General features: G+C 47.3%; 15 protein-coding genes. 5 read left to right on the top strand and 10 right to left on the bottom strand.

What is annotated here, in order from left to right:
- Window positions 1-3 precede the first annotated feature (3 nt).
- Genes ACWXW9_RS05345 through ACWXW9_RS05335 form a run of 3 tightly spaced genes read right to left on the bottom strand, consistent with a single transcriptional unit; the run spans window position 4 to window position 1502 of the window.
- Complete coding sequence (locus ACWXW9_RS05345; protein WP_170970824.1) at window positions 4-141, bottom strand: hypothetical protein; 138 nt, start codon at window positions 139-141, stop codon at window positions 4-6.
- Window positions 138-869, bottom strand: coding sequence for an SDR family NAD(P)-dependent oxidoreductase (locus tag ACWXW9_RS05340; RefSeq protein WP_137062592.1), 732 nt, complete (start codon window positions 867-869; stop codon window positions 138-140). Before ACWXW9_RS05340 ends, ACWXW9_RS05345 begins: the two co-directional genes overlap by 4 nt.
- 51 nt (window positions 870-920) lie before the next feature.
- Window positions 921-1502: a TetR/AcrR family transcriptional regulator gene (locus tag ACWXW9_RS05335; protein WP_137062591.1), complete on the bottom strand. Its 582-nt coding sequence runs from the start codon at window positions 1500-1502 to the stop codon at window positions 921-923.
- 195 nt (window positions 1503-1697) lie between these two features.
- Between ACWXW9_RS05335 and ACWXW9_RS05330 the strand changes: the two genes are divergently transcribed.
- Entirely contained in the window at window positions 1698-2972 is a 1275-nt protein-coding gene (locus ACWXW9_RS05330) for an MFS transporter (RefSeq protein ID WP_494928597.1), read from the top strand.
- 40 nt (window positions 2973-3012) lie between these two features.
- Here the strand turns inward: ACWXW9_RS05330 and ACWXW9_RS05325 are convergent, their stop codons facing one another.
- The 7 genes from ACWXW9_RS05325 to fabF all read right to left on the bottom strand — a co-directional run bounded on the left by ACWXW9_RS05325 (window position 3013) and on the right by fabF (window position 7771).
- A complete protein-coding gene (locus tag ACWXW9_RS05325) occupies window positions 3013-3411 on the bottom strand; it encodes an ATP-binding protein (protein ID WP_494928596.1) in 399 nt (132 codons plus the stop codon).
- The gene (locus ACWXW9_RS05320) at window positions 3405-3953 is read right to left on the bottom strand and encodes a lantibiotic dehydratase (protein ID WP_494928806.1); all 549 of its coding nucleotides are present in this window, start codon (window positions 3951-3953) and stop codon (window positions 3405-3407) included. The genes ACWXW9_RS05325 and ACWXW9_RS05320 overlap by 7 nt, the downstream gene beginning before the upstream one ends.
- 74 nt (window positions 3954-4027) lie before the next feature.
- Complete coding sequence (locus ACWXW9_RS05315) at window positions 4028-4357, bottom strand: lantibiotic dehydratase (RefSeq protein ID WP_494928595.1); 330 nt, start codon at window positions 4355-4357, stop codon at window positions 4028-4030.
- Window positions 4358-4502: 145 nt separating this feature from the next.
- Complete coding sequence (locus ACWXW9_RS05310; protein ID WP_494928594.1) at window positions 4503-5246, bottom strand: zinc ribbon domain-containing protein; 744 nt, start codon at window positions 5244-5246, stop codon at window positions 4503-4505.
- A 79-nt stretch (window positions 5247-5325) separates the two neighbouring features.
- Window positions 5326-6300: a helix-turn-helix transcriptional regulator gene (locus ACWXW9_RS05305; RefSeq protein ID WP_494928805.1), complete on the bottom strand. Its 975-nt coding sequence runs from the start codon at window positions 6298-6300 to the stop codon at window positions 5326-5328.
- Window positions 6290-6415, bottom strand: a complete 126-nt coding sequence (locus ACWXW9_RS05300; RefSeq protein ID WP_494928593.1) for a hypothetical protein — start codon at window positions 6413-6415, stop codon at window positions 6290-6292. The genes ACWXW9_RS05305 and ACWXW9_RS05300 overlap by 11 nt, the downstream gene beginning before the upstream one ends.
- A gap of 117 nt (window positions 6416-6532) precedes the next feature.
- Window positions 6533-7771, bottom strand: coding sequence for a beta-ketoacyl-ACP synthase II (gene fabF, locus ACWXW9_RS05295; protein WP_494928592.1), 1239 nt, complete (start codon window positions 7769-7771; stop codon window positions 6533-6535).
- A 161-nt stretch (window positions 7772-7932) separates the two neighbouring features.
- On the opposite strand from fabF, the gene ACWXW9_RS05290 reads away from it, so the two are divergent.
- The 4 genes from ACWXW9_RS05290 to ACWXW9_RS05275 all read left to right on the top strand — a co-directional run bounded on the left by ACWXW9_RS05290 (window position 7933) and on the right by ACWXW9_RS05275 (window position 11997).
- A complete protein-coding gene (locus tag ACWXW9_RS05290) occupies window positions 7933-8772 on the top strand; it encodes a helix-turn-helix transcriptional regulator (protein ID WP_494928591.1) in 840 nt (279 codons plus the stop codon).
- A 136-nt stretch (window positions 8773-8908) separates the two neighbouring features.
- Window positions 8909-10798 (top strand): DEAD/DEAH box helicase, encoded by a 1890-nt coding sequence (locus tag ACWXW9_RS05285; RefSeq protein ID WP_494928590.1) that lies wholly within the window; start codon window positions 8909-8911, stop codon window positions 10796-10798.
- 1 nt (window position 10799) lies between these two features.
- Window positions 10800-11789 (top strand): YqhG family protein, encoded by a 990-nt coding sequence (locus ACWXW9_RS05280; RefSeq protein ID WP_494928804.1) that lies wholly within the window; start codon window positions 10800-10802, stop codon window positions 11787-11789.
- A 58-nt stretch (window positions 11790-11847) separates the two neighbouring features.
- Window positions 11848-11997 carry a hypothetical protein gene (locus ACWXW9_RS05275; protein WP_494928589.1) on the top strand — a complete coding sequence of 50 codons (150 nt, stop codon included), beginning with the start codon at window positions 11848-11850 and terminating at the stop codon, window positions 11995-11997.
- The last annotated feature ends 13 nt before the right edge of the window (window positions 11998-12010 follow it).

The raw sequence follows: 12010 nt of genomic DNA, 5'->3' as shown, positions 1-12010 counted from the left end.
CTCTCATTCAACCGTATCTTTTTTAATATCCTTTACTTCATCTTGCAACTTACGGCTGTATAACTGAGCATTATCCGCATCAAAACAAACAAAAAGTCCATCCTTACTTCTTTGAAATTTATGTTTACGATTAAAAATCATCTTAGATAACACCCATTATTAATATCAAAGGTCGCTCCCGTATAATGTCTGGATCTTTCCGATAGCAGAAACAGGACAGTATAAGCAACATCTTCTGCATTTAAAGGCTCTGGAATTAGCTGATGATTTGTATATTCCTCTTTTCTCCATTCAGGAATATGATCCATCATTGGAGTACTTACCATCGTTGGTGCCACAGCATTAACTCTTACATAAGGTGAAAAATTCATGGCACAGCTTTTAGTAAAGCCCAATATTGCAGCTTTTGATAATCCATAGATCGCATCCGAGCTTCCTTCCATTCCAGAAACAGAAGACATATTTACGATAATCCCCTGATGCTTCTTCTCAACCATGAACTTTCCAAAAAATTGCGAGAAATACACACATCCCTTAATATTTATGTCCAGCACCTGCTCTATTTCTTCCATACGATAGTCGAGTATACTCTTTCCTCTATAAACACCTGCATTATTGACTAAAGCTGTTATGTCCGTATGTTCTTCCTTAATGTATGTAAAGAAATGAGTTACTTCCGTATAGTTACTTATATCTATCAGATAGGTGTACAAACTTGGTGATTTCAGTTCAGCCTCAAGTTCATTTAAAGAATGTTTATTCATATCACACGCAATAACACTTGCACCTTCCCTTAAACATTGCTGAGTAATTTCCTTTCCAATGCCGGAAGCAGCGCCTGTTATTATAACTTTCATTGTATTAAGCAATGAAGAACCCCTCTCTCGTTCGGTAATATAGTTTTATTCAAAATGAAATAGTCACTTCAATAACATAAGTGTAGTCGCAACCGCATGATCCACAAAAGAACGCTCCGGACGTGACTTCATCATTACGGTAATCCCGATTAACAACGAGATCATCGTATGAGCCAAAGCTCGCGCGTCCGTAGTAGCCTCAAGCTCCCCTGACCGTATACCACGCTCGATGGTTTCTTGAAATACAGTAGAAAGATACATCTGATGTTCCCTCGTCAAAATTTCAAACTTCTCATCATGTGGGGCCAATTCTACCATTGTATTGATGCAAAAGCACCCCAGGTTAGGGCCTTCATCATATTCTTCTGCCACTACCCCTTCAAAAAAATTGCAAATTGCTTCTTTGACAGAAGCACTACTTAGCAGTCTGGACCGTACATTAGCAGCGTGGGATTGTGTGTATTTGCGCAGCGCGGCTTCGAATAATTGCTTTTTATCCCCAAAGGCAGCATAAATACTGGGGCGCTGAATTCCCATTTTGGAGGTTAAATCGCTTAAAGACGTAGCCTCGAACCCTTTTTCCCAAAAAAGTTGCATCGCTGCATCCAATGCCTTTTCCTCATCAAATTCCCGTGGTCGAACCATAAATAACCCCTTCTTTTCGTATCGTTCAGTATATTAAGATTGTATGATCATCAGAAGCGACTGTCAAATATGTACATGATAAACTCTTGACATCTCTTATGGACGCAAGTTATATTAACCTAAAATCATTACGTACCAATCGGTATATTATACTTATCGGTATGTAACTCGCAGAAAGTGATGTGGTATGTGAAAATGAAGACGTCAGAAGAAAAAGCGGTACTCCTGCCCCATCAAACTGTAGCCAACGCTGCCGAAACAGCCCCCATTCATTCCATGTCCCGGTCTGTAGCGCTCTTATTTGCCATCGCCTGTGGGCTGGCTGTCGCCAACATTTATTACGCGCAACCATTACTGGACGCGCTGGCACACGAGTTTGGCATCACACATTCATCGGTTGGCATCGTCATTACAGTCACGCAGATTTGTTATGCATTGGGACTGTTTCTGCTCGTCCCGCTTGGCGATCTTTTGAATCGGCGGCGGCTGATTACTGGACAAATGCTGTTATCCGTGCTGGCGTTAATCGCGGTTAGCTTGGCCCCCACGCGTACAATCCTGCTCATGGGCATGGCAGCGGTTGGACTGCTGGCTGTCGTCACACAGACTCTTGTCGCGTTCGCCTCAACCTTGGCCGCCCCGGCTGAACGCGGACGTATCGTAGGTCTGGTGACCAGCGGAGTCGTTATCGGCATTCTGCTGGCACGAACCGTTGCCGGTGTATTGACCGATCTGGCAGGTTGGCGTTCGGTATACCTTATTTCCGCCGCATTGACACTATTCATGGCTGTAGCGCTGTTTCGGGTACTGCCACAGAAAGAACCCAAAGGAGCAACACTATCCTATCCGCAGCTACTTCGCTCGGTTCTCACCCTGTTCGTGCAAGAACGGATTCTGCGTGTCCGAGCCGTGCTGGCTTTGCTCATTTTTACTGCGTTCAGCATATTGTGGACTTCGCTGGTACTGCCTCTCAGTGCCCCGCCGCTATCTCTTTCACACACTGCCATCGGGGCCTTTGGTCTGGCCGGAGTCGCCGGAGCATTAGCGGCTGCTCGGGCAGGGCGTCTCGCCGATCAAGGCTCAGGACAGCGGACGACGGGTATTGCGCTGGCTCTACTACTGCTATCCTGGTTGCCTATCGGCTATACCGAGCACTCGCTGTTCGCTTTGGTCCTTGGCGTTATCCTTCTGGATCTGGCGGTACAGGCTGTGCATGTGACGAATCAGAGCATGATTTTCACTGTACGTCCTGAGGCACGCAGCCGACTGACCGCAGGCTACATGATATTTTATTCCATCGGCAGCGCCACCGGAGCCATCGCTTCGACTCATATGTACACATATGCAGGCTGGAACGGGGTATGTCTATTGGGTGCTGGCGTCAGTGCTCTGGCTCTCTTCTTTTGGGCAGTAACCTATAACACATCTATAGATCAGTTGTCACACACTAAAACTAAAACAGCTCCATGATAAACAATGTCCGCTTTATAGCGGACTACATATCCATTTTTCAAGCCGCGCTCATTTTTACGGGTATTACGATGCGTACTACCCCACCACCATAAGGAGCTGCCTCGTTGTGATTTTCTAACATCATTGTACCCTGATGGTGGTTGATCACTTTAGCTGCAAACGTTAGCCCTATACCATAATGCCCTTGCGAACTTCTGCTTTTATCTGCCATGTAAAAAAGCTGTGTAGCTCTCTTCAAGCCTTCTGGAGAGAATCCCTCACCGCTATCTCTAATTGCAAACTCAATTGAGTTTCCTAAATAACTTACCTCCCATACTACAGTTCCCCCGGCAGGTGTATGATCCACAGCGTTGCAAAGTACATTCATTAATGCTCGTTGTAATAAATCCTTATACATATATACCTTGATGTCCAGCAGCTTATTATCCTTCAGCATGAACTGAACAGTTTTTTCTCCGCAATAGGCAATCGTAAGCCTGAATCAAGCTGTAACGTTGATGCTGATTTTTCCAATTGATTCATCTTTTCGAACAAAGCTATGTATTCGTGTTCCCCTTGTCCCAAAGGCAATTGACTGTAATGCTCCATTTGTACTGCAATCGCCTGGAGGTCTGCCAATCTATCTTCAGCAACGCATGCCCTCCCCGCCTGTTCAATAAAGTATTGATACTGATCCAACACCGTAAGGGGCGGCCTTAGATGGGATAGAAGAAACTCCTTATCTATTAATTCCATGACATAATCCTTGATTCTTCCTCCTTCCGTATGAGGATATTTCTGACTTAGCCTTTGTGTGATATCCTGAAAGGATACAAATTCTCCGCAACTCTCGTATACAATCCTAAATACAGGGGTAGCCCGAATACTGATTTCATCCGCTTTTCCATCTGTGCTGTATAATAAAAAAGCACGATCTCCCTTGACGTAACATGCATCATTCATCCTGAATTGAAGCCGATCCGCAGATTCTTTTTCCAGCTTTTAATCATGTTAAAGAGCCATTCCAGATCCACTCTGGCTTTTTTGTAAAATTGATGCTGATCAAATTTAAACTAATCTTCTGATGCAAACTGACCTGCTACGACAGATGTAAAAAGTCCAAAAGGGGTCGTTCTTATTGCCTTTCGTATCGCATACTTAATCATGGATTCAACAAAGTTTTTCTTCTTCTTACCCTTCAGTTTCTCTGGCCTATTTAAGAAATGTTTCATCGTTTCATACAATGATTTGCTGGATACTAATACTTGTTCTCTAAAAGCAGGATCTTCACACAGCTGTGTCAAAAGCCTGTCCTGATCTTCGTTATTCAAAAAGGCCAAACTATTATTTTGTAACGGTAAACGAATCATAAACTGATCCGTATGGTCATACAACGCTTTCATAACTATTCACCTACTTATTTTGAATTGTGACATTTTATACTATAAAACAGAAATATCGAGAAATTCTCAAGATGGAGCACCAAAAAACCTCTATATGCCGAGTAGCACACAGAGGTTTCTTCTTTTCTCGTATAAAAGCAGATTATCACTTGATCGCAATGTAAATTAGTACAGGCTCATCAGGATTGCCATACACTTCAAAATCACCTGTGTACGTCCGCTCTGCTTGTCCCGAGGTGGCCCAGCTCCAAATCGCTTGCCATACCCGGAAGACCGAGGAAGGTTCGGGTGTAGCTTGAAAGACAGCGTAACGCGCAGCCGGAATCACGAGTTGTTCAAGACCGTCAGAAGCTTCACCATCCACAGCCGCTTCTTTTCCGATAAAAAAGGTATAGTCGCCAAAAACTCCATTTTCATAGTTAGTATAGCAACCATAGACAGAACGGTGTTCTTCATGCCCTCTTATTCGTCCAGGCACATCTTCACTCCAGAAGCGTTCCCACATGCCTGGAATGATTGCCTGGGATGTTTGCTCATTCCGGTTGCTTGTACGTGCTGCCAGTCCGATCAGATGAATCTCCCCCCGACTTTCCTCCCGGATCGGTTTAAAATCTTCTTCACGTTCCGTACTCTCCTGTGAACGCCAGCGTTTTAAATTTGGCAGATAACTACGCATCATTGCAACAGCCTCTTCCTTCTGCATCCCTTGCTCTGCGAGAATAGGTGCGCACTGCTGAATCATCTCCTCCATCGTCAAATCAGGTTGAACAAACGCACCTTCCTTATAACAATACTTACAATATTCATCTGTTTTCACCTGTTGTGCGTCCGTTCCGTATTGTTCCTCATGCTCCAGCGGCATCCCGCAACTTTGACAAGCTTTATCCATTTTGTAAATCCCCTTTCGTGATTGATATGACATCAGTATAACGAAACAAACCTGACAACTATCCGTCAGGTTTGTTTTGTTATATTCTATGTTTTTCGGGATTCTCTATCAGGGGCTCTCCATAATTGGATGCAATACGTAACGCCATATCCCGAATCTTCTCCCGTAAATGGACAGGTTCCTTGACGACCACATCCGGCCCGAGACTTAAAATAAATCCATACATCCACGCATCCTCAGGAAAAGGAACCGAAACCGTATACATCCCTTCTCCCTGCTCGGTCAATGCTTCCACGCCAAACCAGTCTTCCGCCAGATGCCGGGATTTGTGGTTAAATTGCAGTGTAAAAGGCTGTACCGTCTTAACCGCCGCCAGCCGTTCCTCATTCCATGGCAGCACTTCATAGGAAAGGTCCCGGCGAGTGAAAGCCGTCTCCGTCACGACAGGATCACTCATGCGGGATAGTTTGAACAAACGAAATTGCTCCCTGTCGAGACAGTAGGCGTATACAAACCATTGCTGTCCTTTCAGAACGAGCGTGTGCGGCTCGACATTCCGTGCAGTCACGGCTCCCTGCGCATTCCGATAAGTAAAAGCAATCGTACGCGCTTGACTCAGCGCCTCCTTCACCTTTACCAGCTTAGCCTCCTGCGCAGACTGATTTCCCCAACCCGAATGATCGACGATGAACTGTGTGGTATTAACACTGAATTGTGCTTTTCCCGAATCTGGTATAATGCTTTCAAATTTATCCAGCAACCGGGTCACATTCGGTCCACCAAACGACGAGGACATGCTCTGCAAGCCCATCACAATGTCCTTCACATCGCCATCCGTCAGCACACTCCGATCCAGACGGTAGCCATCCATCAGGCCGATTCCCCCATTTACCCCCTGATAGGTTACCACCGGAATACCAGCCAGGCTAATCGCCTCGATATCTCTGTAGATCGTCCGTATCGAAACCTCATACAAATCTGCCAGTTCCTTCGCCTGAATTCTATTTCTTTTCAACAGCAAAATGACGATAGAAAGCAACCGTTCAATTTTCATCTCTCCAAAACCTTTCACCATTAATCGCACTAGCTTCCAGCCTCAAATTCCAATACGCTTCAGCATCTGCTGGTTCTATGTTCCTGATTAAAATCATTACTTCCAATGCCCCCAAATGTTTTCCTCCATCTTACTCTATCTCTTATCTAAAATGAACCCGTTACCAATAGCAAAAACCTCAGGTATTCCATCCCGTTGGATAGAACTCCTGAGGTTAAATCATTTATTTCACTTATGGCTCATAACGCTTAATAACGATGACCGCATTGTGGCCGCCAAAGCCGAAAGAGTTGGATAGCCCGATATTTAATGAGGCCTTGCGTGCTTCGTGAGGCACATAATCCAGATCACAGGCCGGGTCCGGATTGTCCAGATGAACCGTTGGCGGAATGATGCCTTCTCTTAGACTCTGTACGAGTGCAATGGCTTCGACACCACCTGCGGCTCCCAGCATATGACCGAGCATGGATTTATTCGCGGTTACCGGAATTTGATAGGCATGCTCACCGAACAGTTTGTGTATCGCGAGGGTCTCGGCCAGATCGCCAGGGGGCGTACTCGTTGCATGCGCACTGATCACATCCACCTCTTCAGGCGTGATATGGGCGGATTGAAGGGCTGCTTTCATCGCCAGATAAGCACCGGTTCCTTCCGGGTGCGGTGCGACCATATGGTAGGCATCCGAGCTTGCCCCATAGCCGATGACCTCGCCAACTATTTCTGCGCCACGCTGAACAGCATGCTCCAGCGACTCCAGTACCAGAATACCCGCTCCTTCGCTCATAACAAAGCCGTCGCGGTCCTTATCAAACGGTCGGCTCGCAATCGAAGGCTCCTCGTTACGAGTCGACAAGGCCGTTGCATTGGAGAAGCTCGCAAGCGCCAGTCTGGTAACCGCTGCCTCCGCTCCACCTGCAAAAATCACATCCGCATCTCCTGTGCGAATCGTACGAAACGCTTCTCCAATCGCCGTATTTCCAATGGAACAGGCCGTAACCGGCGAAAGCGTGGGACCCATTGCTCCGAACGCAATACTGATTTGCGCCGCAGCCATATTTGAAATCATCATAGGTACCAGGGTCGGACTGACTCTGCCCGGCCCACGATTCTCCAATACTTTCACATTGTCCACCAACGTATCCAGACCGCCGACCCCTGATCCTACATAGACACCGACACGCTCCAGATTCGTGTTATCCAGCTCCAGACCGGAATCCTTCAGCGCTTGCTCTGCCGCAAACAACGCAAACTGCGTGAAGCGATCCATTCGTCTGGCGTCTTTACGTCCCCATTGCTTTTCTGCATCAAAATCTTGTACCAGCCCGGCGATCTGTGCTTTCAAATCGGACACGTCGAACGTGTCTATTTTTCGTATACCTGAATGACCCTCCAGCAGATTCTTCCACAGCGTGTCCACGTCATTGCCCAGTGGTGAAACCACACCCATACCTGTAATTACAACTCTTTGCATACGCTCTTCATTCCTCCTGCTCGATTGCTTACTTATAATCCTCATTTTACCCTTAGCTTATCCTATTACAAGTGTTTGTTTATCCTGGTATAATGAACACTACTATAGTTAGAGCCTTAACTGCTCATTACTTATCCACCATCGAATGGAGAGAACTCGCTATGAAACCGGAAGCACGTCTGGAAGCACTATCTGTTTTTCTTAAAACCAAAAGAGCCCGTTTACACCCGCATATGGTCGGTCTGCCGAACGGATCACGCCGCAGAACACCCGGCTTGCGCAGAGAAGAAGTGGCTCAATTAGCAGGTGTCAGCACCACATGGTACACCTGGCTGGAGCAGGGACGCGATATCAAGGTGTCCGCCTCTGTACTAGATGCCATTGTCGCCGCCTTGCAGCTAAACGCGGATGAACGTAAGTATTTGTATGATTTGGCGCTTGAAACCGGATTTCACACACCTCCTGCTCTTGCAGAACAAACGGTTATTTCCCCTTCCCTGCAAAAAATAGTACAGGAGCTACGCTACTGCCCTGCTATTATTTCAGATCGGCGTTGCCATATTGTCGGCTGGAATGCGGCGGCGGCTCATGTGTTTATGGATTTTGCAGAGCTGCCCCATGAACAGCGCAACATGATTGAGCTGCTGTTTACCAAAAAAGAGTTTAAAAGTCTGGCTGTAAACTGGGAGCATTTTGTAAAAGGATTCCTTGCTATTTTCCGCGCTTATTACGGACAATATGTGACGGACCCTTGGTATGCACAGTTCATACAGAACATGAGCCGGGCTTATCCGGAGTTTAATGAGCTTTGGAATCAGAGTGAGGTCAGCTCTGCGCCGGAGGTGCTAATTGAATTTCGTCATGCCAAGGCAGGCAAAATGTTGTTCGACCTGACCTCCTTTCAGGTACAAGGCAGCGTCGATCTGCGTTGCAGTATCTACACCCCGAACGCACAAACCTCTACAGAAAGCAAACTCCAAAAGCTAATGGAAGGCAGCTAAAAGATTTAACCCCTCCTGTTATGAAGATATCTTTTTCCGTCCATACTACATCTACGATCTGTGCAACATAGATGCCAACGATGTGACAGAACCAAGAGCTTCATCTGCGCCATTACTAGGAGGGAGGGAATTCATCATGAAAGCCAAATCGACAAGTTCCCCAACATCACAAAATCAAGCACCACTGCCTGTTCCGGTGCAATTTGACCGTAGCTGGCAGGATGAGCTGGACCAACGCCTCCGCAAAGGAGGACCTTGGGGAGATTGGGGTCTATATCAGTTGGCGATTGAGGCGGAAAAGGCCAAGCTGGTCCCCAGCTTTGATGAGCTTCAATGTCTGAAGCATTTGCAAGACCTCACTCCGCTGCCCCATCAGCTGGATACGGCCCGTAAGGTATTGTTTGAAATGTCCGGTCGCGCCATCCTCGCTGATGAAGTCGGCTTGGGTAAGACGATCGAAGCTGGAATGATTCTAAAAGAATATCTGGTTCGCGGGCTTGCCGCTAAAGTGCTTATTCTTGTCCCCGCTTCTCTGGTGCTTCAATGGGTTCGTGAGCTGAACAGCAAATTTGGCATACCGGCTGTCGCTCAGAAAAAAGCGTATTCCTGGTCGTCCGAGGTCGTCGTAGCCTCTATGGATACAGCCAAGCGGGAGCCACACAGCAACATCCTGCTGGACACTGATTATGATCTGCTCATTATCGACGAAGCCCACAAGCTGAAAAATAAAAAAACATCCAACTACCAGTTTATTATGAAGCTGCGAAAAAAATATTGCTTGCTCCTGACCGCTACACCTGTCCAAAATGATCTATCCGAACTGTTCAATCTCATTACATTGCTTAAGCCCGGTCAGTTAGGACGACACGGGGATTTTTCAGCCAACTTCGTTGTGGATAAACGTCTACCTAAAAATGAGGACCAGCTCAAGGATGAGCTGTCCAAAGTCATGATCCGCAACCGTCGCGGAGAAGGGCCAGTCCAATTCACCAAACGAAATGTTTCCAACATTCATTTGGAACTTTCACCGGAAGAACAAGCGCTATACGATGGAGTCACTTCCTTTGTCAAGGATCAATATCAGGCGAATGGCGGAAATTTGAGCAGCATGCTGTCTCTCGTTACCCTTCAGCGGGAAGTGTGCAGTAGCCGGGATGCGGTATTCGTAACACTTGTCAATTTGTCTAAAAAGATGGCGCCCGACTCTCCCTTGCGTGATCGCGTCTGGGAATTGGTCGCGCACATCAAAGCGATTAAAGCCAATTCAAAGGCGGAAAAAGCGCTTGAACTCATTCGTCAAATGAACGAAAAAGTGATAATTTTTACCGAATACCGGGCTACACAGGAGTATTTGCTGAACTATTTTCGTGATCGTGGATTATCCGCTGTTCCTTATCGGGGGGGCATGAACCGGGGACGCAAGGACTGGATGATGGATCTGTTCCGCGGACGCATTCAGGTGATGATTGCCACGGAGGCGGGCGGCGAGGGCATTAACCTGCAATTTTGCCACCATATGATTAACTTTGACCTGCCGTGGAACCCCATGCGTGTGGAGCAACGGATTGGACGTGTGCATCGACTGGGACAGACGCATGATGTGAATATTTTCAACCTGTCCACCACCGGAACGATTGAAGAGCATATCCTCCACCTGCTGCATGAAAAAATCAATATGTTTGAAATGGTTATAGGCGGGCTGGACGTCATTCTGGAACGGTTTGAAAAGAAGGAGTCTATTGAAAAGAGCCTGTATAGAATCATGCTTGAATCCAGCAGTGATGATGAAATACGCCGAAAAATGCAAAAGCTCGGTCATTCGCTGGATTCGATCAAACAGGAAATGAAACAGATTCGCACAGAAAGTCCATCTACTTCGGATACGGCAACCGATATGTCATCTGAAACAGATCAGATTAACGGGCGTCTGACAGGAACAAGCCAAAGCACCGCTGCTTTGCTAGGCTTGTCAGGCAGCGCTGTCCCTCCAGCCAAAGCCCGACGCAGTGCGAAAGGAGGCCGCTGATATAACCATGAATTCACAGCAGGTACAGCGCTTTGTCCTCACGTATCTGGAAGCCACCGGATGTAGCGTGATCGAGAGGTCGCCCAACCATGTGACCGTCAAGCTTTCTCCCGAAGCGGATAAAGCTCTAACGAACCGCCCCTACTATTGGGGCTATGTGGAGCGTACGGGTGTTCCGGCGCAAACGATGTCGTTCACCTTTATTTTCGATGGGGAAGCCTACCGGACGGCACAGGAGAGTTCGATGGAAAATACGCCCCTCCCCCCGTCACAAGCACAACCGGGGCTAGGTCCACAACCAGCCCCAGCGTCCGGCAGTCCGGCGCAGGATCAGGTCATAGGCCGTTACTTCGGTCATGTTCCGGCGTTACCGCAGCTAGGGCCCGGACGTATTTTGCAGGAAGAACTGCGTTATGGGAGTCGTCGGCTGCATCAAATCTTTGAAGCTGCTCGGGATGGAGGGAAATATGTCAATTTGTTCGAGCAGCCCAATGCTCGTCAATTATCTGCCCGTTCTCCCGCAGTGTATGAAGCGTGGCTAGGCGTTTGCTACAAGATCGAATTTGCCTGTGATTTGAAGCGGGAAGAGCTGCATTGGCTCGGGATTTCGCTCAAAAGCGGTACGATTGTACCCGACTTTGGCAGCATGCTTGAATCCCGGCAGCTCAGCCCCCTGCTGGCAGGCAATATGCATGTGCAGCCTGCAAAGTTATCTGTTCCGGAGGCCTCCACCTCGCTGGAAAACTATCTCAATGTTCAGCTAAGCCAACAGGATTACAAGTGGGCTGAGCAGGCCAGAGAACGGCTGCGCGAGGAATTGGAGGTTATTGATCACTATTACGATGATTTGGTCCAGGAGCAAAAAGAAGAAGAGGAAAAAAAAGAAGCCGTACAAGAGCAGCATCAAGCCCGCCGCAAAGAAATGGTATGGCAATATGAACCGAAGGTGCTTGTATCCGCCATTAACTGCGGGATATTTCATCTGCGTTAACCGATATCTCACGCTCCTTCGCAGGCTAGTTGCAGAGGTATCGTCAGCTTTTAACATCGTGCTTCAGACTATATCGGGTTTATTGCTGTACCGACAACCTTTGCCAAGCCTGTTGCTACTTATCGACAGCAAAAAACGAACCCGGTCAGGACAGTTGTGCCGACAAGGTGTAGCAGTCTTTTTATCGGACAAGCTATATGCTGGATAAAAAAGCTTCCATC

This window comes from Paenibacillus sp. LT-B23, assembly GCF_059417685.1.
The sequence above is the reverse complement of the archived record's forward strand: the minus strand, read 5'-3'. Positions and strand labels throughout refer to the sequence as shown.

Coding starts and splice junctions, on each gene's coding strand:
- ACWXW9_RS05335 (WP_137062591.1), bottom strand. CDS start 1,502: ATGGTTCGACCACGGGAATTTGATGAGGAAAAGGCATTGGATGCAGCG.
- ACWXW9_RS05285 (WP_494928590.1), top strand. CDS start 8,909: ATGAAAGCCAAATCGACAAGTTCCCCAACATCACAAAATCAAGCACCA.
- ACWXW9_RS05315 (WP_494928595.1), bottom strand. CDS start 4,357: ATGAAAGCGTTGTATGACCATACGGATCAGTTTATGATTCGTTTACCG.
- fabF (WP_494928592.1), bottom strand. CDS start 7,771: ATGCAAAGAGTTGTAATTACAGGTATGGGTGTGGTTTCACCACTGGGC.
- ACWXW9_RS05305 (WP_494928805.1), bottom strand. CDS start 6,300: ATGAAAATTGAACGGTTGCTTTCTATCGTCATTTTGCTGTTGAAAAGA.
- ACWXW9_RS05330 (WP_494928597.1), top strand. CDS start 1,698: ATGAAGACGTCAGAAGAAAAAGCGGTACTCCTGCCCCATCAAACTGTA.
- ACWXW9_RS05325 (WP_494928596.1), bottom strand. CDS start 3,411: ATGCTGAAGGATAATAAGCTGCTGGACATCAAGGTATATATGTATAAG.
- ACWXW9_RS05290 (WP_494928591.1), top strand. CDS start 7,933: ATGAAACCGGAAGCACGTCTGGAAGCACTATCTGTTTTTCTTAAAACC.
- ACWXW9_RS05310 (WP_494928594.1), bottom strand. CDS start 5,246: ATGGATAAAGCTTGTCAAAGTTGCGGGATGCCGCTGGAGCATGAGGAA.
- ACWXW9_RS05345 (WP_170970824.1), bottom strand. CDS start 141: ATGATTTTTAATCGTAAACATAAATTTCAAAGAAGTAAGGATGGACTT.